This is a genomic window from Nocardiopsis rhodophaea, assembly GCF_039530945.1.
Classification (GTDB): domain Bacteria; phylum Actinomycetota; class Actinomycetes; order Streptosporangiales; family Streptosporangiaceae; genus Nocardiopsis_C; species Nocardiopsis_C rhodophaea.
This window is the reverse complement of record NZ_BAAAPC010000020.1, coordinates 62,179-88,299: the sequence shown is the minus strand read 5'-3', so window position 1 is coordinate 88,299 and position 26,121 is coordinate 62,179. Positions and strand designations below refer to the sequence as shown.

Sequence of the window (26,121 nt, the reverse complement as noted above, 5' to 3'; positions counted from 1 at the left end):
TCCTTCTCCTGGTTCGTTCGGGCGACTGCCAACGGTGGCTTGGGGGTGACTCAAGTGTGGTCTGTCGTGGCGACATCACGGTAGGTTTTTGGGCATTTCGCGATCAGGCGGTAGCACAGCACCAGTGGTGAGTCCGGTGCTGATCATCAGCGTGGTCTCCTCAGCGGCTTCCGCTGCGCGGCGGGTGGCGGAACGTACGGCGTGCAGATAACGGAATGCTGCGCCGTATCGTTGCTGCTCAGCCAGGGGGAGAAGAGGTACGCGCAGCCGACGCGGGTCAATCCGGACGATAGAGGTGCCGGTGGTCGCGGCATTGACGTTCTGCTCCGTTGACAGGAACCCGGCCAGGAACCACGGGTCGAGGCGGGTCTGATCCGGGCGGAAGAGCAGCATTTGAGGGCCGAGGAGAGCGCGCACCTCATCAGACCGGACAACGCGGGCAACCTGACGGGTACCACTGCGGACGATTTCCGGAAGCAGCACGTCGCCTTTCTCTAGCTGCGGCAAAGCGACTCCATCGCCGAAACTGGACTCGCTACCCGACGGCGATCGGTCGTGCGTGACATCGTCGACGGTCAGTACTGGCAGCCCCTGGCGTTTCCGTTGGGGCCGGTGGTCCGAGTGCCCAGCACGTGTGCGGCGGCTGTGGGTGGAGGTAGACGTCGGCATTTCCAGGGCGCCGCCCCGCAGTAGATCAGCGACCGTGGCAGTACGCCACTCCCGGGGATGCTCCCCGGCCGGATACCAGCCGTCGACCTTGATGAGTCGGAAGAGTTCATCCGCCCGTTGGCGGAGCCGAGCTCGAGAGTCGTGTACGTCTTGGGCACATTGCGCGGGAGAAGTGACGGATGTGACTGCGCGGACATGACGTGCCGGAGTCAGGTCCACGACGCCGTCCATCAGATCGATGAGCGGAAGGGCCTGAGCGGTACCCGGCGTACCTTCGAAGCCGTCGGGATCCGTGCTGTACTGCTGCCAAGCAGACAGCACGGTGTCTCTCAGGTTCTCCAAGTCGACTCCCTCCCCAGAGGTCGTCGCGGTCTTGGTTGTCGCGTCGACGAAGAGCACCGTCTCGGAGCTGGGGCCGTGTCCCCCCGGACGTTGCAGAACCCAGAGATGCAATCCCACATGCAGGGGGACCGCCGAGCCCTGGGGAAGCGCGATGACTGCGCGGAGGGCGCCATCGCGTACGAGCTGAGAGCGAATCCGTCGCGCCCCGGCCCGCTCCGCGACTGCGGGCGGCATTAGAAGCACGGCCTGACCGCCGGGCACGAGGTGGGAAAGGCAGTGCTGAAGCCAGGCGAGCTCGGGTTCTCCCTTCGGTGGTACCCCGTAGGCCCAACGTTCGTCGTATGCCAACTCGTCGTGTCCCCAGTCGCGGACACCGTACGGGGGATTGCACAGCACGGCGTCAGCCGTGAGCTCGGGGAACGCGTCGGCGCGCAGGCTGTCCCCTTGCCGGACGGTGATTTCCGCGTCCGATGACGTGAGCCGAAGTCGGACGACGCTTTGCGCGGCCTGGACCTTGTGAAGGTCTTGGCCGAATAGCTTCGTCGCTCCGGCGCGGGATGCCGCGATGAGCAGGCTCCCATTGCCAGAGGCGGGGTCGAGGACGGTCGCCGGGTAGGTGTCGGATCCATCTCGCATCAGGTCGGCCATGAGGACGGCGAGTGGAATCGGGGTGGAATACGCGCTGGTGGCACCGGTCTGTTCAAGCAGGCGTTCGGCCAGGACCTCGGTTGCGGCTTCCGGTCCTTCCGAGGCCACCACCTGCAACAGGGCGCGAAGGGGCTCCGCCTGGTACTCCGAGTGGACCGCGCCTGTGCTGACACCGGGCAGATCATCGGCCACGTCTTCCGTTGCCGACTCGGACCACCTCAGCAGTTCAGCGTCGGGTCGTTCGGTGAGGGTGATGAGCCGCTTCCGGTCGAGCTTTCCGGCGGCGAGGAGGGAGAGGAACGCGGTGGTGAGGCTCTTTCCGCTGCCCATTGAGTGCAACACGATCCCCAGCCTGTCCCTGGGGGACTCCTCAGGGAGCTGACCACGCTCGGCGAGCCACTCTCGTACGGCTCCGAGGTCGTACATGGGACGGCTGTCCGTGCCGCCCGCGGGGGCCGGGAAGTCCGCGTGCCGACGGCGCCAGTTGCTCACGGTGGCCCGCGTGACTCCTGCTAGGCGTCCGATATCGGCTGCAGTCACAAGGGTGCTGGCCTGCTGACTCATCGACTCCTGCCCGGGTTCGGTTGGTGTGCGCTCCGGATGTTAACACCATACACCACCATTCGATGCCACAGTGCTATTTGACAACGTTTTCAGTTCTCGTTCTACTGGAAGTGCTTTCATCGGCCACCTCGCGGGTCTTCCCCTTCCCAGGGCCTTTCGCGCCCAGATGCACTCATCGAGGAAGTGACACCAATGGCAACCAACACGTCCAAGCGGACCTTGTACCGGCTCATGGGCGTCGCTCCGACGGTCGAGGCGATGTTCGACGCCCTCGACCCGAACCAGCTGGAGGAGATCGACGCGCAACTTGACGTTCCCGACCGGCTCGACGTACCGGCGATCTTTATCAACGGCAGCTTCGAGCAGCCCGTGGCCTCCTGGTGCGAGGAGATCTTCCGTACGACGGGTTGCGAGGTGTCACGCCCCGTCAACCGCTCGGCCGGGCTGCTGATGCTTGCGGTGGACGGCGAGGTGTACGCCATCGGTTTCGACCAGGGCTTCCGCCTCGTGCCCGACCGCCTGAAGGATCAGCGGTTCGGGCTGAGATTTGCGGCTCGTCGCGTCAATCCCGACAAGATTCGGGACTTGGTGTCCAACACGCCTGGCGGCGGGCGCACTGACATCATGCTCGTGCCGGGCGGGGCGTCGGTGTGGAGTCTCGACATCGCCGAACACGCCCAGGTCGTCCGGCGCCTTGGCGGCCAGCTGGACGGTATCGCTCTCACGATCTCCCGAGACAACTCCGCGAAGGTCTCCAGTGCTGAGGGCGGTGTTGGTCTGTGCGTGCGACTCGGAATTGAGCCGGAGGACCTGGTTGCCGATATCCGCGAGATCGGCCGGGTCCTGCGGGAGGAAAACCCGAGCCCCGAGCTGGAGTTCGTCGAACATGTCGTGCCCGTCAAGGACGCCGACATGCGATCCCAGCTGGAGACCGTGTTGGACGAGATGCTTGGCCAGCCCCCCGACGGCCGGATCAGGGTGGCGGTTCCCGTCGACCACTGGGACGACTACACCGCGGCCCGCGCCTTTCGGGTACGCATCAACAGTGATGTGGCCGGGTCCCCCACCGACGACTTCAGCCTTCCCTATGTTCTCGACCGAGCCCGTGTCCAGCGCATTGGTCGCCGCGTCACTGCCCTCCGCAACGGATCTGTGACGCTCTTCCGCCACAGCCGCGCAGCGAAGGGCGACGTGATCTGGTCGTCCAACGTGCTCCGGTGGATCGAGGCGGAAGTACCGCTCGGCTCCCGCCGGTTCTTCCTGATGGATGGACAGTGGTACGAGATCGACCAGGAATACCTCAACATGCTCCGTTCGCGCGTCGAACGGCTGATCACCAGCTCTCCGTCTGTCGACCTGGCCCCGTGGGCGCTCGGAATGAACGAGCGTCAGTACAACGAGGCCGTGCCCGACCATCGACCCGGCTACATCTGCTTTGACCGAGACAAGGTGAAGACCGCCCTGCACCGACACCAGGGCGTGGAGATCTGTGATCTGCTGAGTCCGGACAACGTGCTGGTCATGGTGAAGCGTGCCAAAGGGTCGGACGCGCTGAGCCACCTCTTCAACCAGGGGCTCGTTGCCGTGCAGACTCTGCATTTCTCGCCGGAGGCCAGGGAGCTCTTCGCCGCGAAAGTGGCCGAGGCGCGGAAGGGAGAGGCCCTGCCCGAGGGCTTCCACTTTTCGAAGGTCGTTTTCGCGATCTTGTTGAAGAACGGCAGCGAGCTCACAGCCGACACGCTGTTTCCGTTTTCCCAAGTCACGTTGGTGCAGACGGCGCGGATGCTGGAGGCCGCCAATGTCAAGGTGGAGGTCGTCGGCATCGCCGCCGTGAAAGACGAGGGCTCGTCAATCGCTGCCTGATTCCAGTTGCCCGATGGTGGCAGGTGAGGACCCGCGCACCACCTCCTGTCTGGGAGACAGAGGGGGCGCGGGCTTCTGTGTTATGCGGATGACGGACGTGGCCCGGACCGGCATCCCACACGAGGGGGTGGGTCTTCCAGTTCGCGGACGAAGCCCTCGATCGCGTCGCTGATGACCGTCGGGGCGTGATTGGCGTCAGGATCGTTTGCGGTGGCGATCCACAGGCGGTCGGTCCGTCGAATTGCCCACCTGTGCCCGTAGTGCTGGCGTAGGAGCCGCAGCAGCGGGTCGCTGGCGGCGGTCATTGGTCCGCACCTTCTTCTGCCGTTTTGAGGAGGTGGGCGGACTGGTTGCGGGTGAGGCCGCATTCGCGGACCAGGGCGCGGTGGGCTTCGTCGCGTGGGGCGCGCAGGCGGATGATGCGACCGCCGCGACCGCGAACGGTGAACCGTTGGAGGAGCGGGAGGCGAGGGTCGTGGGTGACGGTGATGTCGCCGTGAATGACCCGGGTGATGGGGGTGGTCATCGCCACGCCTCCGGGGAGTGGGAGGCGATACTTCCGGCGAAGTCGCGGAAGCGGCGGGCCTCGATGGCGCGGTGGTGTTCCAAGACCGCGATGTAGGGGCGGACACGGCTCGCGGACCGGGTTCGGACACAGCTAGGCTGCTGCATGTCGATCTCCTTGGTAGATCGGCCGCGCCCCGGGAGTGTTGGCCCACTCGCCGGGGTCTGTCTTTTGTTGGTCCTTTTACGATAGCCGATCTGGTAGCGATACGTACAGCGACGTATCTCTTAGATTCTCTTAGTGGAGACACTTCTAGCGTCGTGACCATGGAGTTCGGCCCAGATGACCAGATCGATTACGACGGTCCGGTGACGCCGTACCGCCAGCTTGCGGAGATCCTGCGTGCGCGGATCGCTCGTGGCGATTGGGCGCCGAACCGGGCGATTCCTTCGGAAGCGCGTCTGGTCCAGGAGTACGGACCAGCGCGGACAACCGTCCGGCGTGCCATCAAAGTGTTGGTGGAGGAGGGTGTCTTGTTCGTTGTTCCACAGCGCGGCACTTTCGTTGCGGAGCGCTCGTCGGAAGACCGATAGGCGGACTTTCGGCAGCGACACAGGGCACGGGTCCGTTTGTTGTGAGGGTTCAGGAGCCCGGGCACGATCGCTCCGCACTGCAGCGGCCACGGTACGACCTTGGTCGGTGCGTATCCTCTGGCGGACCAGGGTCCACTCAGGGCGATCCCCCATGGTTTGTCTGGCTCCGCGGGCGCATCATGGAGGGGTAAGGGCGGGGGCGTTGTCCAGCCGGGCTCTGATGCATGGCGAACGGCGAGGAGTGAGCGTGGCAGTGCATGATCCGATGTCCGCACCGGGCCAGGATGGGCGTGGCGGTATGCCCGATCGGTTTCGGGCTCCGGAAGATCCCGCCATTCGCCTCACGCATGCCGACCGCGATGCCGCGGCCGAGACGCTGAAGGAGGCCTACGCCGAGGGGCAGCTGGACGAGGACGAGTTCGAGGAGCGCCTCGGACTCGCGATCAAGGCGAAGTTCCCCGCCGAACTGGAGCCGCTGCTCAGCGACATCGTGCCGCGACGGACAGGGGCGGCGACCGCGCCACCTCGCCCTGACGCGCCCGAGGGGCCGCGGAACGGGTCCGAGCGGCTGTGGGCGCTGGGTGGGCACGTGTCCGGGTACTTCCTTTTCCCTCTGGGGCCGCTCCTCGTGTTGCTCGCTAACGGCAACACCTCACCCTTCGTGCGGCGGCACGCCGTCGAAGCGCTGAACTACCAGCTGACCTTCCTGATCGGGTCGATCGTGCTGCTCGGCCTGAGCTGGTTGATCATCCCGGTCCTTGTCTGGATCCCGATGCTCCTCGGGTGGATCTTCATGCCGGTCATCGCCGGCTTCGTCGGGCTGGCAGGCGGGCGCTGGAAGTACCCGTTCACCTGGCGGCCGGTCCGGGAGTGACACGGCCCCGCACCCGGATTCCCACGCGGCCACCGGACCCCGTGGCCGCGTCCCCGTAGGGCCACCGGCCGCGGGGTCGGCGCGAGGGCGCTGATCACCGGACCGGTGGCCGCCGTCACTTCTTGACGCGGCCGTTCAGTTCCTGGGCCGCCTCATCCTTCGCTTCCTGCGCCTTCCCTTCGGCCTCCTCCTTCATCTCCGAGGCGGCCTTGGTGACCTTCTCCTTGGCTCCCTGCGCCTTGCCGACGAGCTGGTCGCGGGTCTCGCGCACCTGCTCGCGGGCCTGGTCGAGGTTCTCCTGCCACTCGGCGTCCTGCGACGCCTGGCGCAGCTTGAGCACGCCGTACACCGCCGCCGCGCCCAGCGTGGCGACACCGGCGAAGATGACGAAGCGCGGGACTCGTCGGGTGTTCTTCCGAGCGGTGATGAGGCCGCGTCGCGCCCTGTTCGGCTCCACGCGTGCGGCCGCTGTGGTGAGCAGGTCGGCGACGCGGGGAGCGACGGTGTCCTCAACGCGGTGGGCCGCGGTCTCCAGGCGCGGTGCCGTCCAGCCGCGGGCCTTCACCAGGCGCCGACCGGCCCTCTCCCTGGCCTCGTCGGCGTAGGGCCCGAGCCGTTCGGCCTGCTCGCGGGCGACTTCCTGGAGACGGAGCAAGGCCGCTTCGGCCTCGGCGTTTCCCCCGCGACGCTTGAGCTTGTTGCGCACAATGACCTCCCATGCGTTTACGGATGTGGGTAGCCCCCTGCCCGTTCGTGCCGGGTCCTATGCCTCTTGTGGACCTGCGCGGATGGCTCGGGTGCGGCCGTTATCCCTGTGTTATCTCCCCTGGTATCTCAACATACGTCCACTCCGTCCGCGAAACGACGATTCGACACGCGACGCCGCGCTCACCCCGATCCGCTCCCACGCCACAGCGGGCGGAACCGCCCGGCGCGACCGATCGCGCCGGGGAGGCGGCCCGCGCGTGACGACGCCGGGTAACGTGGGACCGCACGTAATCGCAACGGAAAGGCACCCAGGTGTCCGAAGTCAATGGCCGACTCCACGCACGGCTGAACACCACCAAGGGAACGATCGTCGTCCGGCTCTTCGCCGAGGAGTCGCCCGAGACGGTCGAGAACTTCGTCGGTCTCGCCGAGGGCACGAAGCAGTGGATGGACCCCACCACGGGCAAGCCCTCCACCGCCAAGCTGTACGACGGCACGATCTTCCACCGGGTCATCGACAAGTTCATGATCCAGGGCGGCGACCCGCTGGGGAACGGCCGCGGCGGCCCCGGCTACACGTTCAAAGACGAGTTCGGCTCCGGTCTGAAGTTCGACCGCCCGCACCTGCTGGCGATGGCGAACGCCGGGCCCAACACCAACGGCTCGCAGTTCTTCATCACCGTCGGCACGCCCGACTGGCTCAACAACAAGCACACGATCTTCGGCGAGGTCGTCGAGGGCGGCGACGTCGTGGAGGCTATCTCCAAGGTGGCGACCAACCCGCAGGACCGTCCGCTGGAGGACGTCGTGATCACGTCGGTCGAGATCGAGCGGGGCTAGGACCGGCCGTATGAGCCTCCCCCCGACTCCCCGGTCCGGATCTGGACCAGGGGAGAACACCGTCCCCACCTGCTTTCGGCATCCGGACCGGGAGACCTACGTCCGCTGCACCCGGTGTGAGCGGCCCATCTGCCCGGACTGCATGCGCGACGCCGCCGTCGGCTTCCACTGCGTGCAGTGCGTCGCCGAGGGACAGAAGTCGGTGCGCCAGGCGCGCACCGCGTTCGGCGGGAAGGTCGTGCAGGGCCCGTATGTGACGTGGGCGCTGCTGGCCCTCATCGTCGTCGCGTTCGTGGCGCAGACGGCCAACCCGCAACTGACGGTCGACTTCGGGATGCACGGCGGGGCCGTCATGGCGCGGGGTGAGTGGTACCGCCTTATCACCGCCGCCTTCCTGCACGGCGGGACGATGCACCTGCTGTTCAACGGTTTCGCCCTGTATCTCATCGGCCAGCAGTTGGAGTCGTGGCTCGGCCACGTCCGCTATCTGTCCCTGTGGTTGCTCAGCGCCATTGGCGGGTCGGTGCTCACTCTGCTGGTCGAGCCGACCCAGCTCGCGGTCGGTGCGTCGGGCGCGATCTTCGGCCTGTTCGGCGCGGTGTTCGTGATCGGTCGGCGGCTCGGGCTGGACACGCGCGCCATCGTCGTCCTGCTCGCGGTCAACCTGCTGATCACGTTCCTGGTCCCGAACATCTCCTGGACCGGACACATCGGCGGACTGGTGACCGGACTCGCCCTGGCGGCGGTCTACGCCTACCTGCCGCGGGGGTCGGGGGAACAGGGGCTGGGGAAGCACCGGACGGCGGTACACGCCGTGGCGACCGGCGCGTGCGCCCTGGTGCTGGCGGCGCTCGCCTACGGCGGCACTGTTTTCTGGGTGGGCTGAGTGTTCCTGATGGGCTGACCGAGCGTCGACCCGCATGTCACACGAAACGTGAGGGCCCGGGAGGACGATCATCGTTCTCCCGGGCCCTCACGTCGTGCTCCCGCGAAGACACGCGGGGTCAACTTTTGGTGCGCAGCACGCAACTCCCCACAGGCTGTGGATAACTCTGTGGATACAGCGCTCACCGGTTGTTGTGAATGTCCTAATTAACCCGTCTGACCAGGGAAAACCTAGGAAAGCAGCCGTCAGTGCCAGCGTGTGGACAAGATGACGCAAATGATGATTCCGCCGAACCCGATGGCCAGGTTCCAGTTCCCCAGGTCCTGCATGACGGGCACCATCGTTCCGGCGATGTAGTACACCGCGATCCACAAGATGCCGACAATGCCGAACCCGAGCATGGTCGGCACCAGCCACCGCGGGCTGACCTTTGGCTTCGTCGCCGACGGCGGTGGCGTGTAGACGGCCTTCTTCTTGCGATCGTTGCGGGACTTGGGCACGGTCGCTGCTCCAAAACGAATCGGCCGGAACTTATGCCTGAAGAGTACCCCAGTCTACGCCCTCAGCAGCGGTCGACGTCCCGCAGGTCCGCCGACCGCCGCCCGTCGCGGCCGTGCCGAAACTGGTCGGATGGGGCCCTCAGCCGGGGCTACTCACGGCTGCGGAAGGGGTACTGCCACCAGGGAGCGCCCTGGTCCTCGCCGCTTTGGTCGCCGTCGCCGCTTTGGTCGCCGTCGCCGAAGGGCGGGAAGCCAGGCTCCTCGTCGCCATTGCCATCGCCGCCGTCCCCGTCACCGTTGGGCGGGGAGGGGGAATCGCTCGGCTCGTCGGGCTTCTTCTTGGCGATCACGACGTTGACCGTGCTGTTGGGATCGACCTCGGTGCCGCTCGCCGGATCCTGGCGGATCACCTTGCCCTCGGGCTCATCGCTCTCCTCCTCGGTGAACGACCCGCTGAGGTTGCGCTCCTTCAGAGCCGACTCCGCCTGGTCCTTGGTCATCCCGCTCAGGTCGGGGACCTTCACCTTCTCCGGACCGCTGGAGATCCACAGGTCGATCTTGCTGCCGGGGTCGGCCGAGGCCCCGCCTTGGGGCGAGGTCCGGGTCACGTTCCCCTTGGAGACCGAGGACGAGGGTTCGTTCTGCTGCTGACCGATCTTGAAGCCCTCGTTCTGGAGCTTCGCGGTGGCCTCGGTCAGCGGCAGCCCCGTCACATCGGGGACCTTCACCGACCCGGGTCCCTTGGAGATGTACAGCGTGATCTTGGTGTCCGGGGTGGCCTGCCTGCCGGCCGCCGGATCGGTGCGGATCGCGTTCCCCTTCTCGATCTCGTCGTCGTTCTCCTCCTCGGTCGTGATGTCCGAGAAGCCCGCCTGGTTGAGTTTCTGCTCCGCCTCGGACTGCGACAAGTTTGCGACGTCCGGGATCTCGGAGGTCTCCGCCGGATCCTGGGCGAGCATCCAGAGCAGCACGCCGATCGCGGCGATGACGGCGAGCGCGAGCGTCACCCACAGCGCCGCCTTCTTGCCGTTGCCCCGGCGCTCGTCGTCGTAGCCGTAGTCGTCGTCATCGTCGTAGCGGTCGTCACGGCGGTCGTCGACCGGGTCCATCGCGGTCGTCGCTCCGGCCGCCGCCATGGCCGCGGCGGTGGTCGGCATGCCCTGCATCCCCCGCTGGATGTCCTGGCGCATCTCCTCGGCGCTCTGGTACCGCTCGTCGCGGTCCTTGGCCATGGCGCGCAGCGTGATGTCCTCAAGCCATCCGGGGATTTCGGGGTCGAGCTCCGTCGGGGGTACGGGCTCCTCGCGAACGTGCTGGTAGGCGATGGAGACGGGGGAGTCGCCGGTGAACGGGGGATGGCCGGTGAGCAGCTCGTAGAGCACACACCCGGTCGAGTAGAGGTCGCTGCGGGCGTCCACGCGCTCACCGCGGGCCTGCTCGGGGGAGAGGTACTGGGCCGTTCCGATGACCTGCGACGTCTGGGTCATCGTGGCCTGGTTGTCGTCCATCGACCGCGCGATGCCGAAGTCCATCACCTTGACCTCGGCCTGCCTGGTCAGCATGACGTTGGCCGGCTTGATGTCGCGGTGCACGATGCCGTTGCGGTGGCTGTACTCCAGCGCGCGCAGGATGCCGTCGGCGATCTCGGCGCAGCGCTCGGGTAGCAGACGCCGGTCGTCATCGAGCAGCTCCTTGAGCGTGCGCCCGTCGACGTACTCCATGACGATGAAGGGGATGGAGACGCCGTCGACCATGTCCTCGCCGGTGTCGTACACGGCGATGATCGAGGGGTGGTTCAACGACGCGGCGGACTGCGCCTCGCGCCGGAACCTCGCCTGGAATGTGTGGTCGCGGGCCATGTCATGGCGGAGTGTCTTGACGGCCACCATGCGGTCCAGACGCAGATCGCGGGCGCGATAGACCTCGGCCATGCCACCACGCCCGATGACGCCGTCGAGTTCGTAGCGGCCGCCGAGTAGCCGTGGCTGGGACATGTCGTGAAGTGTTCCTCGTATCTCCGCGGTGGCGGTGGTGGTCCGCCGTCACCTGGTGAGTTCTCGTGCCTGGTGCCTTACCACTCGTCTTGCACAGCCGGACCCGCGTCCGCGGACCTCATGGCGGCGCGAGTCATGCGCTGTACCATCCTGGATGTTCGCCGCGTCCGATGGCACCCGAATCCCGCCGATCGGTACCGGAGTGTAGTTCTCCGACGGTCAGCCTATCGGAGTGCACCTAACGCCTCGGGGATCACCTGGCTTAACGTAGCCGTCCAGGCGGATTGCCCCCGCGTCCACCCGGGTGTCCGTTCGAGCCGCCTGGCCGTTCTCCCCTGATCCGTGCTAGCCGGTCTGCAAGCATCAGCCCATCGGCAGGGACTAACCGATGAGCAAGCGCTAACCGGCCAGCACTGCCTCCATGATCGACTTGGCGATGGGCGCGGCCAGCGTTCCCCCGCTGCCGCCGCCGTTCTCGACCAGGACCGCCACCGCGATCTCGGGATCGTCGGCCGGGGCGAAGGAGATGAACCAGTTGTGCGTCGGGCCGGCGTTCTCGGCGGTCCCGGTCTTGCCCGCGACTTCGATTCCCGGGATGGCGCCGCTGCGCCCGGACCCTTCGGCTCCCTCGGTGACGGCGACCATCATCCGCGTCAGCTGCTCGGCGGTCCGCGAACTCACCGCGTCGCTGTACTTGCGCGGGGCCGTCCGGACGATGGTCTCCAGGTCGGCGTCGGTGACCCGGTCCACGAGGTAGGGCTTCATGACGTCGCCGCCGTTGGCGACGCCCGCGGCGACCATCGCCATCTGCAGGGGGGTGGCCCGCACGTCGAACTGGCCGATGCCGGTCTGGGCGAGGCTGCTGCCGCCCATCCCCTCGGGGTAGACGCTCTCCGCGACTGGAGACGGGATCTCCAGCCCCTCCCGGCCGAAGCCGAACCGCTCGGCCTGCTCGCGCATCTTGTCCTCACCGAGCGTCAGCGCCCAGTTGGCCATCGAGGTGTTGCACGAGATCTCGATGGAGTGCGCCAACGTGTCCGGGGAACCTCCGTTGCACGGGCCGCTGAACGCGTTGGGCAGGGTCCCGCCCTGGGGGAGGTCGAGAACGGCCGGGGCCGGTTGTGTGGACTCGGGGGTGGCCCCGTTTTCCAGTGCCGCGGCGGCGGTGACGACCTTGAAGACCGAACCGGGCGGGTAGGTTTCGTTGAACGCCCGGTTGAGCAGCGGTTGGCTCTCCGCCTCCGACAGCTCCTCCCAGCGCGCCGCCGCTGCCTCCGCCTCGGTCACGCTGGTCACCTCGGCGGGGTCGAAGGTCGGCGCGGAGTACGCGGCCAGCACGGCGCCGGTCGACGGGTCCAGCGCGACGGCCGCCCCGTTGCGCCCCACCTGTGCCAGACCGTCCCGGGCGGCCCGCTGCGCGCGGGGGTCGATGGTCATCTCGACGGTCGCGCCGGTGCGCTGCTCGCCCGTGAGGATGTCGATGAAGTTCCGCACGGCGAGGCGGTCGTCGGTGCCGTTGAGCAGCTCGTTCTCGCTCGCCTCGATCCCGGACTCTCCGGTCGTCCGGAAGGTGCCCACGACGTGCGCGTACAGCGTCCCCTCGGGGTATTCGCGCTGGTACTGCACGGTGTTGCCGGCCTCGAAGGGGGTGGAGAAGGCGACCCTCGTCTCCCCGATGACGATCGGCCCGCGCGGCTCCCGCAGCCGGTCGAGGTAGCGCCGCGTGTTGTGCGGGTTCTCCCGAAGCTCCTCGGCCTGGAACCCCTGGATCCAGGTGACGTTGAGCAGAAGCACGACGAACAGCGCCATGACGAATGCCGACAGTCGGCGGATGGACTGGTTCATCGCGAGATCACCTGGGTCGCACCCTCGTCCTGAATGGCCCGCGGGGCCGGTTTGCGGGCGTTGTTGCTCATTCGCACCAGCAGGGCGAGGATGATCCAGCTCGACAGCAGCGCCGATCCGCCTTTGGCCACGAACGGGATGGTCGCGCCGGTCAGTGGGATGACCCGGGTGACACCGCCGATGACGACGAACGTCTGGAACCCGAGGAGGAAGGACAGGCCCGAGGCGCACATCTTGACGAACAGTTCCTGGGACGCCAGAGCGGTCCGCAGCCCCCGCTCCACCAGCAGCGCCAGGACCAGCAGCATCGTCATGACCCCCGTGAGGCCGAGCTCCTCACCGAAGGCGGAGAAGATGAAGTCGTTCTGCACCTCGGGAACGAACCCCGGCTGCCCGCCGCCCAGCCCTGTGCCCAGCACACCTCCCTGGGCCATCGCGAACAGGCCGCGGACCAGCTGCTCGCTGTTGGCGCCGATGGGGCCGTCGATGATGCCGGGCGCGAACGGATGCAGCCACGTGTCGACCCGGACGGCGAAGTGCGAGACGACGAAGTAGAGCAGGTAGCAGGCGGCGAAGAAGGGCACCAGGCCGAGGACGAGCCACGATGCCCGCTGTGTCGCCACGTACACCATCGCCAGGAACGTGCCGAACAGCAGCAGCGCCGTGCCCAGGTCGTTCATGAGGCCGACCAGCACGATGATGCAGAAGCCCCACATGAACGCCATAGGAGCGGTGTCCCGCAGGCGGGGCAGACCGAGGATCTTCACCGGCCCCACCTTGACCTGCCGGTTGACCAGGGACAGCGCATCCCGCTTCGCCACCATGTACCCGGACAGGAAGATAATCAGCGCGATCTTGGCGAATTCTGAGGGCTGCAGGGCGGTGAAGCCGACGTTCAGCCACTGCCGGGCGCCGTTGACGGTCCTGCCGATGGGATCGGGAAGCAGCGGGAGCAGGAGCAGCAGGATCGCCCCCACCGCCATGATGTAGGGGTAGCGCTGCAGCTTCCGGGGGTCCTTCAGAAAGAACACGACCCCGGCGAAGACCGCCATGCTGAGCGCGGTGAGCACCAGCTGGTTCGACGCGCTGCCCCGCTCTGTGTCGCCGGTGGCCTCGAACAGCCGCCAGAGCATGGCGATGCCCAGGCCGTTGAGCAGGACGGCCAGCGGCAGCAGCAGCGGGTCGGACCAGGGGGCGAAGAAGCGGATGAACACGTGGGCCAGCAGCGCCAGCCCGCCGAAGAGCCCCGCGTAGAGGAAGAAGAGGTCGGGCGGCATCTCGCCGTTGCGGGTGAGGCCCGCCTCGATCATCGCGAAGAGGGTGATGGCGATGGCGAACAGCGTCATCACCAGTTCGGCGTTGCGTCGTTTGACCGGTGGGAGTGCGGTGGGAGCTTCAGCCACAACGGCCTCCGCGAGGGCTTGCGCCGACCGGGATGCCCGCTCCGGCCGACTCGTGGCCGTTCGGCCATGCCGAGATCCGCTTACAGGGGTCTATGTATCCTCACCCGGCGCGTTCTAAGCCTGTGGACCTGCCGCCCCCGACAACGGGGGCGTCCCCTGAGGCGGGTGCGGTGAATCGTGTCCTGATCGCGACACTTCCCCGCGCTCCCCCGCGGCGGCCATGGCATGAAGACGGAGAGAATCGAGGACGTCCGCGGCGACCATGGCGGACGTCCTTGGTTCTGTGCGCTGCGCTGGGACGCCTGCCATGATCACCGCAGGGGGCGTGTACCGCGAGTCCTCAGAGCGCCCCACCGGCGTCGCCGACCCCGGAACTGCCGCCGCTTCCGCTGTCGGATCCGCCTCCGCTGTCGCCTCCGCCGTCTCCGGTGCCGCTGTCGCCCCCGGTTCCGGGGTCGCTGTTGCCTCCGCCGTCTCCGGTGCCGCCGCCATCGCCGGGTTCGGTGTTCCCGTCGTCGCTGTCCGACCCCCCGCCGTCATCCGGATGGCCCGGGTCGGGCGAGCTTCCGGTGCCCGGGCTCATGCTCTCCTCGGAGCCGGGCGTCTGGGAGTGGCCACCGGAGTCGCGCTCGGGCTCCTGGTAACCGCCGGGGTTGCTGTCCTGCTCCGGCTGGTGCTCGACCACCGGGGGAGGCGACTTCTCCTGGGACGGGGATGGGCTGGACTCCGTGGACGGGCTCAGGCCCTGCTCACCCACGGGTTGGCCCTCGACCGCCTGGTTGTTCCACAGGCTTCCAGCGATGGCCACGCCCACGACCACGATCACCGCGGCGACCACCGCGGCGATGACGACCGGTGTGCTGGGGCGCCCGCGCCGCCCGATTCGCCGACCGCCCGAGGGCGGGAGCGGACCCACGCTGTCGTCGCCGCCACCGGCGGACGCGCCTCCCGCGGCCGGGTAACTGCCGGTACGGGACACCGCGGGAACGGCACCCGAAGCCCGCGGTGACACCGCGCCGTTCGCGTCGAACACAGCGGTCTGCCCGGCATCGGCGATGTTCATCGCGGTTGTCGCGCCGCCCTGGTCCGAGCCGATCCCACCGCGCAGCATCTGGGCGCTTTGGGCGACCTCGCCCGCCGATCCCGGCCGGTTCGCCGGGTCTTTCTCCAGCAGCTCGAAGACGAACGCGCGCAGCTGCTCCGGTACGTCGTCCGGGAGCGGCGGCGGAGGTTCGCGGGTGTGCGCCAGCGCCAGCGCCAGCGGGGTGTCCGAGGTGAACGGGGGCCGCCCGGCCAGGCACTCGTAGGCCACCACGCCGAGCGCGTAGATGTCGGACGCGCACGTCGCGGGACGCCCGGACGCCTGCTCAGGGGAGATGTACTGGGCGGTCCCCATGACCATGCCGGTCTGGGTGAGGGTCACCGACTCGTTGCCTCGGGCGATGCCGAAGTCGGTCAGCTTGACCGTTCCGTCCTCGGTCACCAGCAGGTTGCCCGGCTTGATGTCGCGGTGGATCACCCCGCGCACGTGCGCGGCGGCCAGCGCCGCGGCGGACTGGCTGATGATGTCCAGGGTGTCGCCGGGCTCCAGGCCCTCGTTGCGCTTGAGGATGGAGGACAGCGGCTCGCCGGGGACCAGCTCCATGACGATGAAGGCCCGGTCGTCCTGCTCACCGTAGTCGTACACCTGGGCGATGCCCGGGTGGGACAGTCCCGCCGTGATCCGGCCCTCGGTGCGGAACCGCTCCCGGGCGGTGGGCTCCGCCATTTGCGCCGGGTGCAGCAGTTTTACCGCGACCGAGCGGTTGAGCAGGCTGTCGGTCGCCCGCCACACGGCGCCCATGCCGCCCGACCCGATCTGCTCGTCGAGCCGGTAGCGCCCGTTGAGGATGAGGTCCTGGAGATCGCTGGATCCGGAGGGTCCCGGGGAGTCCGCTCCGTTGTCGCTCACTCGTTGATCACCGCCTCCATCATCTTCTTCGCGATGGGAGCGGCGAGCTTGCCGCCGCTGACGTTGCCGCGCTCCACCACGACCGCCACCGCTATCTGCGGATCGTCAGCGGGCGCGAAGGAGATGAACCAGTTGTGTGTGGACCCGTCGCCGATTTCGGCGGTACCGGTCTTGCCGGCCACCTTGACGCCCGGAATGGCACCGCCGCGACCCGAGGCGTCCGGTCCCTCGGTGACGAGGACCATCATCTGGGTCAGGTTCTCCGCGGTCTGGGCGCTGACGGCGGTGGAGAGTCTCTCCTGTTGCGCCGACTCGACGACGGACAGGTCGGCGTCCTTGACCGACTTCACCAGGTAGGGCTTCATGACGTCGCCGTCGTTGGCGATACCCGAGGCGACCATGGCCATCTGCAGCGGGGTCGCCTCGTTGTTGGCCTGGCCGATCCCGGCACGGCCGAGGGTGTTGCGGTCGGTCTCGGCCGGCGCGAGGCTCGGGGTGACGCTGAGGGGCGTCTTGATCTCACCGCTGTTGAAGCCGAACGCCGTCGCCTGGTCGGACAGCTTCTGCCCGCCCACCTTGATCGCCCAGTTGGCCATCGAGGTGTTGCAGGACCGCTCGATGGAGTGCGCCAGCGAGTCGGGGGAACCGCCGTTGCACGGCCCGTTCCACGCGTTGGGCAGCGGCGCGCCGAGGTCCAGCGATGCGGGGGCGTCCATGGTGGACTCCGGCGTCGCCCCGTCCTCCAGCGCGGCGGCCGCCGTGATCACCTTGAAGGTGGAGCCCGGCGGGTAGCGCTCGTTGAACGCCCGGTTGAGCAGCGGCTTGTTCTCGTCGTCCTGCAGCTTCTGCCACTTCTCCAGCGAGCCCTCGGCGTCGGTGACGCTGGTCACCTCGTTGGGGTCGAACGTGGGGACGCTGACCGAGGCGAGGATGGCGCCGGTCTTCGGGTCGAGCGCGACCGCGGCGCCGTTCTTGCCGAGCGCGCTCAGCCCGTCCAGCGCGGCCTGCTGCACCTTGGGGTTGATGGTCAGCTCGACACTGGCGCCCTGCTTCTCCTCGCCGGTGAGGGTGTCGATGAAGTTCCGTACGGCGAGCCGGTCGTCGTCACCGGTGAGCAGGGCGTTCTGCGTCTCCTCGATGCCGGTGGCGCCGCTGGTGGAGAACGTGCCGACCACGTGGGCGTACAGCGGCCCCTCGGGGTAGGCGCGCTGGAGTTTGTCGCTGTCGCCGCCCACCGGGTCGGACTTGGCGACCTCCTCGTTGCCGATGACGATCGATCCGCGCGGCTCCGTCAACCGGTCGGCGTACTGCCGGTTGTTGTGGGGGTTGGTGCGCAGCGCCTCGGCCTGGAACACCTGGATCCACGTGACGTTGAGCAGCAGCACGCCGAACAGAGCCAGCGCGAAGACGGCGAGGCGGCGGATCGGTGTGTTCATCGCGAGATCACCTGTGTCATGCCTTCGTCCTGGATGGCCTGGGGCGCCGGTTTGCGGGCGTTGTTGCTCATCCGCATCAGCAGGGCGAGCATGATCCAGCTCGACAGCAGCGCGGAACCGCCTTTGGCGACGAACGGGATGGTGGCACCGGTCATCGGGATGACCCGCGTGACACCGCCGATGACGACGAAGGTCTGGAACGCCATCAGGAAGGCGATGCCCGAGGCGAGCATCTTGATGAAGATCTCCTTGGACGCCAGCGCGATCCGCATGCCGCGCTCCACCAGCAGCGCGAGCGCCATCAGCATCACCATGATGCCGGCCAGGCCCAGCTCCTCGCCGAAGGCGGAGAAGATGAAGTCGTTTTGCACCTCGGGGACGAACCCGGGCTTGCCGCCGCCCAGGCCGGATCCGAACAGCCCGCCCTCGGCCATGGCGAACAGGCCGCGGACCAGCTGCTGGCTGTTGGCGCCGAGGGGGCCGTCGATGATGCCGTCCGCGAACGGGTGCAGCCAGGTGTCCACACGGACGCTGAAGTGGTGCACCAGCGGGTACAGCGCGAAGCAGGCGGCGACGAACGGCACAAGGCCGAGCAGGATCCACGACGAGCGGTGGGTCGCCACGTAGATCATCGCGAGGAAGGTGCCGAACAGCAGCAGCGACGTGCCCAGGTCGTTCATCACCCCGACCATCACGATGATGCAGAACCCCCACATGGCCGCGAGGGGCGCCAGGTCGCGCATCCGCGGGAGGTCGAGCACCTTCAGCGGGCCGATCTTGATCTCCTTGCTGGCCAGGGAGAGCACGTCGCGCTTGCTCACCATGTAGCCGGACAGGAAGACGACCAGGGCGAGCTTGGCGAACTCCGAGGGCTGCAGCGAGGTGAAGCCGAGGTAGATCCACTGCCGGGCGCCGTTGATGGTCTGGCCCAGGCCCGGGACCAGCGGGAGCAGCAGGAGGATGATCGCGCTCAGCCCCATGATGTAGGGGTAGCGCTGCAGCGTGCGCGGCTCCTTCAGGAAGAAGATGATGCCCGCGAACACGGCCATGCTGAGCGCCGTGAGCACCAGCTGGCTCATGGCGCTGCCCTTGTCGGTGTCGCCGGTGGCCTCGAACAGCCGCCAGAGCATGGCGATGCCCAGGCCGTTGAGCAGGACGGCCAGCGGCAGCAGCAGCGGGTCGGACCAGGGGGCGAAGAAGCGGATGAACACGTGGGCCAGCAGCGCCAGCCCGCCGAAGAGCCCCGCGTAGAGGAAGAGGTCGGGCGGCATCTCGCCGTTGCGGGTGAGGCCCGCCTCGATCATCGCGAAGAGGGTGATGGCGATGGCGAACAGCGTCATCACCAGTTCCGCGTTGCGCCGTTTCACCGGCGGCAGCGCGGTCTGCGGTTCACTCATTCCGTCCCCCCGCGGGTGGGCGCACCGCTCTCCCCGGGGGTGGTTTCGGGGAGGCGCGGTGTGTCGTCGGCCCCGTCCTCTGCGTCGTCGGCAGAGTCCGTGGCCTTGTCGCCCTTGGACGTGCCGCCCGCGGACGCGTCCTTCTTGGTCGGCATTCCGCAGGACTCCGGGTCGCGCTCGCAGTTCTCCGCCTTGCCGCGCAGCTCCTCGACCCGCGCGTCGGCGGCTTTGCGGTCGTCCATGGGGATGGTGTTGTTGACCGCGTTGCGCTCGTTCTCCGGGAGCTGGTCGAGGGGGACCTTGGTGTCCTCGATTTCCTCGGCCAGGCTGTAACCGGCGATGTCGGTGTTGATGCCCTGGAATATGGCGACGCTCTTGTCGTCAGCGGAGGGGCCGATGAAGTACTGGGAGTTGATGTAGTTGGTGCCGAAGTAGTACCCGCCCCCCGCCACCAGGGCGGCGATCACCACGAACGGGACGACCATCGGCCACCACCGGCGGGTGCGCGGCTCGGGGCCGGGGTCGTCGTCGGTCGCGTCGAACTCCGGTGGCCGCGTCATCTCGGCGGTGTCGCTGCCGCGGCTGTTGTTGAGGCCCTGGGCGCGCCCGGCGGGTGTGTCGGGCGTCATGATGGGCTCGCGCCGCTGGTCGGCGGCGCCGACGATCATCGGCTCCTGTGTGGGGCCGCGGGGGTCGGTGGCGGTGTCGATGACATCGGCCACGACGCACGTGATGTTGTCGGGACCACCGCCGCGGTTGGCGAGGTCGATCAGCCGCCGCGCAGCGGCGTCGGGGTTGGTCTCCGCCGCCAGGGTCTCGTGGATCGTCTCCTTGCTGACGATGCCGGACAGGCCGTCGGAGCACAGGAGGTAGCGGTCGCCCACCCGGGCCTCGCTGACGGAGATGTCCGGGTCGACCTGGCTGCGGCCGTCGAGCGCGCGCAGCAGGAGGGACCGCTGGGGGTGGGTGGCGACCTCCTCCTCGGTGATCTTCCCCTCGTCGACGAGTGTCTGCACCAGGGTGTGGTCGTGCGTGATCTGCCCGAACTCGCCCTCGCGCAGCAGGTAGGCGCGGGAGTCGCCGACGTGGATCATGGCGACGCGCGCACCGGACCACAGCATCGCGGTGAGGGTCGTCCCCATGTTCTCCAGTCGGGGCTCCTCGCGGACCCGCTGGGCCAGGGAGGTGTTGGCCAGGTCGACCGCCTGCTGGAGGGAGGAGGCCATTTCATCGGTGGGAGGGACGTCTTCGTCGAGCGCCATGAGCGTCGAGATGGCGATCGAGCTCGCGATCTCACCGCCCGCGTGCCCGCCCATCCCGTCGGCGACCGCGAGGATGTAGGGGCCGGCGTAGGCGGAGTCCTCGTTGCCTTCGCGAAGGCATCCCACGTCGGAGTACGCGGCGTAGCGGAGAGCGATTGTCATTTGCGCAGTTCCAGGACGGTCTTGCCGATGCGGATGGGCTGTCCCACCGTAATGGGCTGGGGACGGGTCAGGCGCTCCTGGCCGACGAAGGTGCCGTTCGTCGAGTTGAGGTCCTCGACGAACCAGCGGCCGTTCTCGGTGAAGATACGCGCGTGGCGACCGGACGTGTAGTCATCGTTGATGACCAGGGTGGAGTCACCCGCGCGGCCGATCGTGATCGGTTGGGAGGTGAGGTTGAGGGTGGTTCCGGTGAGGGGGCCCTTGGTGACAACGAGAGCGCGCGGCTCGTTGCGCCGCCCGCGCGGCAGCGAGGGTTTGCGCTGCGGGCTCTTCTTGGGACGCTTCTCCTTGGACTTCGAGGGGCCGAACAGGTCGGTGCGGATCACGCCGACAGCCATGATCACGAACAGCCACAGCACCCCGAGGAACAGGATCTTGATCAGCATGAGGGTCAATTCGGACATTGAACTGCTCTTCGGCCCCTGTCGTGCTCCGGCTGGGGATGGCGGTCATCTGCGGCCGCCACCGCGTCTTCTCGGCGTCCAACCCGTGGGACCGTGTCGTTTGCCCTGGCGATCCCACTGCCTGCCGCCATTCTGCCCGGCCGCGCCGCGTCATGTCCCGCGCCCGGTGATCACGATCCCGTACTGGTCTGTCGCGCTCAACGTACGCCCCTTCAGACGCCGAGGGGGCGCTATTGGTTTCGACTCGTTTCCTCGGGTTTCGAGGAATGTCAGTCCCGGCGAAAGGTCATGGTCGTCCGGCCCAGGCTGATCCGGGTGCCGTCGACCAGTCGTGCCCGCTTGACCTGCTGCCCGTTGACGAACGTGCCGTTGGTCGACCCGAGGTCCACCAGGACCGCGTCGTCGTCCTCGACACGGATCTCCGCGTGGTGCCGGGAGACGCCGTTGTCCACGAGCCGTAGGTCGCAGTCGGTTCCGCGGCCGAGCAGCGTCACCTGCGTGTTGAGTTCGTAGGACTGCTGCATGCCCTGACTGGCCGCGCTGCCCTCCTGCGCGCCGCCGGGGGAGATGAGCAGCCGCGGCTGCCCCTGCACCTGCTCCCCGCCGCGCGGGTGGTCGCTCACGGGCTGGCGGATCTCACCGCTCTCGACCGTGGACCCGCGGATGACCCCGGAACGGATCCGGAACCGGCCGATCTGCAGGCTGTCGTCGGACTTGAAGTGCACCCGTACCGGGCCGACGAAGGAGTACCCCTGCTCCGTGGCGTAGTCGCGGGCGAGCTTGGCCAGCTCCTGGCCGATGGTGTCGGCGAGGGCCTCCATGCTCTCCTTGTCCTCGGCCGACAGCTCCACGACGAAGTCGTTGGGAACCAGCGTCCGGCCTTGGGCCACGATGGCCGCGCGCTCGTCCATCTCCCGCTGGACGGCGCTGGCGATCTCCACTGGCTCGAGCTTGGACTTGAAGGCTCGCGCGAAGGTGCCTTCGATCATGCCGCCAAGCCTGCGCTCGAAGCGTTGGAGCACTCCCACGAGGTACCTCCCTTGCTCTACTCCGGCTTTACTGGTCGATCGTAGCCGGGTAATCGTTCCCTTGGTCTCACGCACACCTCATCACCACCGCCCGCGGGAGTGGGCTCCGCGAGGGGGCCGGGGACGGGAGGCATCGGATTATGTGTGCACGACCGGTCGTGCGACCGTGCTAGCCTTATCTCTGTCGCCAGGCGGACGGGCCCGGAGAACCGGACCCTTCCGACCGAATGCGAACACTCTATATATATGCTCCATATATATGTCACTCGGGCGGGTGGCGGAACGGTAGACGCGCACGGTTCAGGTCCGTGTGTCCGAAAGGATGTGAGGGTTCAAATCCCTCCTCGCCCACACGATGCAAGGCCCCGGTTTCGCGGAGAATGGTTCTCCCCGACCGGGGCCTTTCGCGTTGTCGTCTCTCCCCGCGGCTCCCCCGACGTGCCACCCGCTCCTGCCATGCGGCCTCTCCCCACATGCGGTGTCTTGGGGCATGCGACACTGGGCCGCGTGCTGCTGAGCGAGGAACTTCACGAGATCGGCCGCCCGATGGTGGCGGAGCAGCTGCGGCATCCCACGGTGGCGGGGATCGCCCGGGGTGACCTGGATGAACGGGTGTTCGCTTCCTGGCTGGAACAGGACTACCTCTACCTGCTCGACTACGTCCGGGTGTTCGCCCGGCTGGCCTGGCAGGCGCCCGCGCGGCGGGTCGGCGACCTGGTCGACCTGGCCCACTCCACCCTCCATGACGAGCTTGACCTCCACCGGTCGCTGGCCGCCGATTTCGGCGCCGACCTGGAGAGCGCCGCCAAGGGGCCGGCCTGTGCCGCCTACACCTCATGGCTGCTGGAGGCGGCGGCCGACTACGCCGACGGGCTGGCAGCGCTGTACCCGTGTATGTGGGGCTATTCGACGCTGGGCACGCTGCTGGCCGACGCCGCACCTGCCGACCCCCGCTACCGGCGCTGGATCGACACCTACGCCGACCCCGGCTTCGCCGAGCTCACCGGCCTGTGTGCGGAGATGCTCGACGAAGCCGAGCCGGAGCCGCGGCGCGCGCGGCGGCTCTTCGAGGAGGGCATGCGCCACGAGCTCGCCTTCTGGGACGTCTGAGGCCGTGCCCTGATCCGTCACGGCTCCAGGACGGAGCCCATGTTCTCGTAGCGGGTGATCTCGCAGCCGCCGGACTTGTTGAACTCGGTGTCGATCTCGGTGTCGTCGACGTGCCCGGTGACCGCGGCGATCTCCGGGCCGCCGTAGATGTGCGTGCACATCTGGTCCTCGGGAACCTCGTCGAAGGCCTTGGGGCCGCCGGCCTTCTCCAGGTCGGCGCAGGCCTGCTCGGGGGCGGGGTGGTCGCCGCCCGCGGGTGAACAGGTCAGTGTCCACTCTTTGGGCTCGGCGTCCTCGGGGGCCAGCTCGGACCCCTCGTCGTAGTTGATCTTGATGGTGAGTTCCGTGGCGGCGCCCTCGGCGCCGTTCTCGGTCTCGGTATCCGGCGCGGGTGTGACCGGGGTGGCATCGCCGCCGCAGCCCGCGACCAAAACGCCGACGGCCGCGAGCGGCGCGAGGCGTGCCAGCACGGTGCGTGTGTGCATGCGCATACTCTGTTCGACGCGGAGTGCCGCGGCGGGGTTCCCTGGGTCACGTCCTCCGCGGGTAAATGTCATGAAGAGGGGTTTTCAGCGTGTTCGAAACTAATGTGCCGGTCGTCGAGGTCAGTTCGGTCCCGGACGACAGCTATGTTCTCGACGTTCGGGAACCCGACGAGTGGAGCGCGGGGCATGCCCCGCAGGCCGTCCACATCCCGCTGGGTGAGCTGGCCCAGAGAGCGGGCGAGGTGCCGCAGGACCGCCAGGTCTATGTCGTGTGCCGTGTCGGTGGCCGTTCGGCGCAGGCGGTTCGGGCGCTGAACGAGGCCGGGTGGCAGGCGGCGAACGTCGCCGGGGGTATGCAGGCGTGGGCGCTGGCACGCCGCGCCATGGTGAGCGAGGGCGGAGCGGAACCGCAGGTCATCTAAGCCCCGGCGGAGAGTCCCGCCGGAAACGGGGGAGTTTCGGTCGCGGAAACCGGTCGGTTCTGGCTGAACCGTCGCATCTCGCTTTGGGAAAACGTCAGCCGCGGGGTCGGTGGTCGGTGGCACTATGACGGCGTGTCCCACGAACGAGCTCCCCTCAGCGCTGAATCGGTGCTGGCGTTCTCGGCCAACGCCATCGTCGCCGTGGACACCGAGTTTCGGGTCGTGTTGTGGAATCCGGCCGCTGAGCGGATGTTCGGATGGTCGGCGGAGGACCTCGTCGGCCGACCACCGCCGATCATCCCCGACGAACTGCTCGCCGAGCACCACGCGGTGCTGGAGCGGGTGCGGATCGGGGGCCCGCTCTCGATCGTCAGCCGGCGGCAGCGGCGCGACGGCACGCTCATCGATCTCCGTATCGACACCAGCTGCCTGTTCGACGACGCGGGCCAGGCCACCGGCTGGGTGAGCATCCTGCACACCTACGAGGACACCGCCGGCGCCGGCGGTCCGGTCCAGGCCCACATGACCGAGCGGGCTCGACTCGTGCGCCGGCTCACCGACGTCGTCGCCGACATCAACGCCGACCTCGACCTGTGCGCGGTGCTCGACCGCATCGCGCACAGCCTTACCGAGCTGACCGGCGCGGACGCCGGCGGCTTCGTCCTCATCGAGGACGACCGGCTGCACCTGGTCAGCCTCACCCAGCTTTCCGACCACCTGCGCGGCTACACCGCGCCGCTGGAGTCCAGCCTGTTCGGCGAGCTGCTGCGCAGCGGGAAGACGGTGCTGCTGGCCACCGATGAGACGCGCAGCCTGGACGACCTGATCTGGGCCGACCTGGAGGGGCTGCACACCATCGCTCTGGGCGTGTCCAACGTGCAGGGGCGCCCCTACGGAGCTCTGTACGCGCTCTACAGCCGTCGCAAGGTCGGCCACCTCGAACTGGAACTGCTGGAGCTGCTGGCCGCGCACGCCGGAAGCGCGCTCGCTAACGCCATGGCCTACCAGGAGATGGTGCGCCAGCGTGCCTACGAGCACGCCGTGGTCGAGTCCAGCGCCGACGGCATCGCCGTGCTCGACCGCGCCGGACGGGTGCGCAAGTGGAACCGGTCGGCCGCGGAGCTGACGGGGTGCTCCGCGACGGATGTCGCCGGGCGCCTGCCGCCGTTTCCGCTGCCCGTCTCCGTCGAGGGGCACATCAAGCACCGCCTTGACAACGGGCGGTGGCTGGAGATCCTTGTCACCGACATCCCGGCGACCGCCGAACGGGTGGTGGACTTTCGCGACATCACCGAGGCCAAGGAGCTGGAGGAGCAGAAAGACCTGTTCTTGGCGACGGCCGGGCACGAGCTGCGCACCCCCATCACCGTCATCCAGGGGCTCGCCGGGACGCTGATCCAGCGGTGGGGGCGGCTGGACGAGGGAGCACGGCGCAACGCCGTCGACACCATCGCCGAGCGGGCCCGGACGCTCGCCGAACTGGTAGAGAACCTGCTGCTGGGGTCGCACGCGGGCAACGGGGATCTCAAGGTGAACCGTGGCCCGTTCGACCCGGCGCGGCTGCTGCGCGCCAACGCCCTCGCGTTCGAGGGCTTCTCCGACCGCCACACCCTCCGCCTGGAGGTGCCCGACGGTCTTCCGGAGGCGGACGGGGACCCGATGGCCACCGAAGTGATTGTCGACCACCTGCTGGAGAACGCTTTCAAGTACTCTCCCGACGGCGGCCACGTCGTGCTGCGCGCGGGGGCACAGGACGGGCAGGTCGTCATCACCGTCGAGGACGACGGCATCGGCATCACCCCCGGTGACGAGGAGCGCATCTTCGGCCGCTTCGCCCAAGGGGAGGCTGGAGACCGCCGCAGGTTCGGCGGTATCGGGCTCGGCCTCTACATCGTGCGGCGACTGGCCCGTGCTCAGGGCGGGGATGTCACAGCGCACGCCCGTGAACGTGGCACGCGGATGAGATTTACATTACAGTCGGCTGACGCTTCGATGGCCGACTCCCCTGCCGAGACAGCGGATCCGCAACGCTAAGCAGAGCCGCGGCGACGGCCGGATCAGGCCGATACGGGACTTCAGCGGTAATGAGGTGTTTCCACGGGGACCTAACGGGGCATTTCGGCCCTGGCGAGGTTCACGGTCGTGGCTTTGCCGAAAACCGGCCAACGGA

The 26,121-nt window shown here is 68.0% G+C and carries 23 protein-coding genes and 1 tRNA gene; 9 read left to right on the top strand and 15 right to left on the bottom strand.

Going from position 1 to position 26,121, the window contains the following annotated elements:
• Window positions 1–75: 75 nt before the first annotated feature.
• Window positions 76–2,151: an N-6 DNA methylase gene (locus tag ABD259_RS20745; RefSeq protein ID WP_344164689.1), complete on the bottom strand. Its 2,076-nt coding sequence runs from the start codon at window positions 2,149–2,151 to the stop codon at window positions 76–78.
• Between the two features lie 264 nt (window positions 2,152–2,415).
• Here ABD259_RS20745 and ABD259_RS20740 point away from each other — a divergent pair, with 264 nt between their 5' ends.
• The gene (locus ABD259_RS20740; RefSeq protein ID WP_344164686.1) at window positions 2,416–4,086 is read left to right on the top strand and encodes a TIGR04141 family sporadically distributed protein; all 1,671 of its coding nucleotides are present in this window, start codon (window positions 2,416–2,418) and stop codon (window positions 4,084–4,086) included.
• 301 nt (window positions 4,087–4,387) lie between these two features.
• On the opposite strand, the gene ABD259_RS20735 is transcribed toward ABD259_RS20740, so the two are convergent.
• Together ABD259_RS20735 and ABD259_RS20730 are read right to left on the bottom strand one after the other, a co-directional pair.
• A complete protein-coding gene (locus tag ABD259_RS20735) occupies window positions 4,388–4,612 on the bottom strand; it encodes a hypothetical protein (protein WP_344164683.1) in 225 nt (74 codons plus the stop codon).
• The gene (locus ABD259_RS20730) at window positions 4,609–4,758 is read right to left on the bottom strand and encodes a hypothetical protein (protein WP_344164680.1); all 150 of its coding nucleotides are present in this window, start codon (window positions 4,756–4,758) and stop codon (window positions 4,609–4,611) included. Before ABD259_RS20730 ends, ABD259_RS20735 begins: the two co-directional genes overlap by 4 nt.
• Window positions 4,759–4,917: 159 nt before the next feature.
• Here ABD259_RS20730 and ABD259_RS20725 point away from each other — a divergent pair, with 159 nt between their 5' ends.
• Window positions 4,918–5,184 carry a GntR family transcriptional regulator gene (locus ABD259_RS20725; RefSeq protein WP_344164677.1) on the top strand — a complete coding sequence of 89 codons (267 nt, stop codon included), beginning with the start codon at window positions 4,918–4,920 and terminating at the stop codon, window positions 5,182–5,184.
• 298 nt (window positions 5,185–5,482) lie between these two features.
• Window positions 5,483–6,058: a DUF1707 and DUF4870 domain-containing protein gene (locus tag ABD259_RS20720; RefSeq protein ID WP_344164674.1), complete on the top strand. Its 576-nt coding sequence runs from the start codon at window positions 5,483–5,485 to the stop codon at window positions 6,056–6,058.
• Window positions 6,059–6,173: 115 nt separating this feature from the next.
• On the opposite strand, the gene ABD259_RS20715 is transcribed toward ABD259_RS20720, so the two are convergent.
• Window positions 6,174–6,764: a hypothetical protein gene (locus tag ABD259_RS20715; protein ID WP_344164671.1), complete on the bottom strand. Its 591-nt coding sequence runs from the start codon at window positions 6,762–6,764 to the stop codon at window positions 6,174–6,176.
• 314 nt (window positions 6,765–7,078) lie between these two features.
• Here ABD259_RS20715 and ABD259_RS20710 point away from each other — a divergent pair, with 314 nt between their 5' ends.
• The gene (locus tag ABD259_RS20710) at window positions 7,079–7,606 is read left to right on the top strand and encodes a peptidylprolyl isomerase (RefSeq protein ID WP_344107930.1); all 528 of its coding nucleotides are present in this window, start codon (window positions 7,079–7,081) and stop codon (window positions 7,604–7,606) included.
• Between the two features lie 10 nt (window positions 7,607–7,616).
• Window positions 7,617–8,492, top strand: a complete 876-nt coding sequence (locus tag ABD259_RS20705) for a rhomboid family intramembrane serine protease (protein WP_344164668.1) — start codon at window positions 7,617–7,619, stop codon at window positions 8,490–8,492.
• A gap of 245 nt (window positions 8,493–8,737) precedes the next feature.
• Here the strand turns inward: ABD259_RS20705 and ABD259_RS20700 are convergent, their stop codons facing one another.
• The 10 genes from ABD259_RS20700 to ABD259_RS20655 all read right to left on the bottom strand — a co-directional run bounded on the left by ABD259_RS20700 (window position 8,738) and on the right by ABD259_RS20655 (window position 21,934).
• Window positions 8,738–8,992 (bottom strand): cell division protein CrgA, encoded by a 255-nt coding sequence (locus ABD259_RS20700; protein ID WP_344164665.1) that lies wholly within the window; start codon window positions 8,990–8,992, stop codon window positions 8,738–8,740.
• 149 nt (window positions 8,993–9,141) lie between these two features.
• Window positions 9,142–10,986: a Stk1 family PASTA domain-containing Ser/Thr kinase gene (gene pknB / locus ABD259_RS20695; protein WP_344164662.1), complete on the bottom strand. Its 1,845-nt coding sequence runs from the start codon at window positions 10,984–10,986 to the stop codon at window positions 9,142–9,144.
• 399 nt (window positions 10,987–11,385) lie between these two features.
• Entirely contained in the window at window positions 11,386–12,831 is a 1,446-nt protein-coding gene (locus ABD259_RS20690; protein WP_344164659.1) for a peptidoglycan D,D-transpeptidase FtsI family protein, read from the bottom strand.
• Complete coding sequence (locus ABD259_RS20685; RefSeq protein ID WP_344164755.1) at window positions 12,828–14,177, bottom strand: FtsW/RodA/SpoVE family cell cycle protein; 1,350 nt, start codon at window positions 14,175–14,177, stop codon at window positions 12,828–12,830. Before ABD259_RS20685 ends, ABD259_RS20690 begins: the two co-directional genes overlap by 4 nt.
• Before the next feature lie 397 nt (window positions 14,178–14,574).
• The gene (locus ABD259_RS20680) at window positions 14,575–16,185 is read right to left on the bottom strand and encodes a serine/threonine-protein kinase (protein ID WP_344164656.1); all 1,611 of its coding nucleotides are present in this window, start codon (window positions 16,183–16,185) and stop codon (window positions 14,575–14,577) included.
• Window positions 16,182–17,621: a peptidoglycan D,D-transpeptidase FtsI family protein gene (locus ABD259_RS20675; protein WP_344107918.1), complete on the bottom strand. Its 1,440-nt coding sequence runs from the start codon at window positions 17,619–17,621 to the stop codon at window positions 16,182–16,184. Before ABD259_RS20675 ends, ABD259_RS20680 begins: the two co-directional genes overlap by 4 nt.
• Window positions 17,618–19,018, bottom strand: coding sequence for an FtsW/RodA/SpoVE family cell cycle protein (locus tag ABD259_RS20670; protein WP_344107916.1), 1,401 nt, complete (start codon window positions 19,016–19,018; stop codon window positions 17,618–17,620). The genes ABD259_RS20675 and ABD259_RS20670 overlap by 4 nt, the downstream gene beginning before the upstream one ends.
• Window positions 19,015–20,442 (bottom strand): Stp1/IreP family PP2C-type Ser/Thr phosphatase, encoded by a 1,428-nt coding sequence (locus tag ABD259_RS20665; RefSeq protein ID WP_344107914.1) that lies wholly within the window; start codon window positions 20,440–20,442, stop codon window positions 19,015–19,017. The genes ABD259_RS20670 and ABD259_RS20665 overlap by 4 nt, the downstream gene beginning before the upstream one ends.
• Window positions 20,439–20,906 (bottom strand): FHA domain-containing protein FhaB/FipA, encoded by a 468-nt coding sequence (locus tag ABD259_RS20660; RefSeq protein ID WP_344107912.1) that lies wholly within the window; start codon window positions 20,904–20,906, stop codon window positions 20,439–20,441. The genes ABD259_RS20665 and ABD259_RS20660 overlap by 4 nt, the downstream gene beginning before the upstream one ends.
• Before the next feature lie 269 nt (window positions 20,907–21,175).
• Window positions 21,176–21,934, bottom strand: coding sequence for an FHA domain-containing protein (locus ABD259_RS20655; RefSeq protein WP_425573552.1), 759 nt, complete (start codon window positions 21,932–21,934; stop codon window positions 21,176–21,178).
• A 268-nt stretch (window positions 21,935–22,202) separates the two neighbouring features.
• Here ABD259_RS20655 and ABD259_RS20650 point away from each other — a divergent pair.
• Together ABD259_RS20650 and ABD259_RS20645 are read left to right on the top strand one after the other, a co-directional pair.
• Window positions 22,203–22,285 (top strand) — tRNA-Leu (locus ABD259_RS20650).
• A 195-nt stretch (window positions 22,286–22,480) separates the two neighbouring features.
• Entirely contained in the window at window positions 22,481–23,044 is a 564-nt protein-coding gene (locus tag ABD259_RS20645; RefSeq protein ID WP_412759467.1) for a TenA family protein, read from the top strand.
• Between the two features lie 17 nt (window positions 23,045–23,061).
• On the opposite strand, the gene ABD259_RS20640 is transcribed toward ABD259_RS20645, so the two are convergent.
• The gene (locus ABD259_RS20640; protein ID WP_344107908.1) at window positions 23,062–23,535 is read right to left on the bottom strand and encodes an SSI family serine proteinase inhibitor; all 474 of its coding nucleotides are present in this window, start codon (window positions 23,533–23,535) and stop codon (window positions 23,062–23,064) included.
• An 83-nt stretch (window positions 23,536–23,618) separates the two neighbouring features.
• Between ABD259_RS20640 and ABD259_RS20635 the strand changes: the two genes are divergently transcribed.
• Both ABD259_RS20635 and ABD259_RS20630 read left to right on the top strand, forming a co-directional pair.
• Window positions 23,619–23,951, top strand: a complete 333-nt coding sequence (locus tag ABD259_RS20635; RefSeq protein ID WP_344107906.1) for a rhodanese-like domain-containing protein — start codon at window positions 23,619–23,621, stop codon at window positions 23,949–23,951.
• A 132-nt stretch (window positions 23,952–24,083) separates the two neighbouring features.
• Window positions 24,084–25,985, top strand: coding sequence for a PAS domain S-box protein (locus ABD259_RS20630; RefSeq protein WP_344164653.1), 1,902 nt, complete (start codon window positions 24,084–24,086; stop codon window positions 25,983–25,985).
• Window positions 25,986–26,121 lie beyond the last annotated feature (136 nt).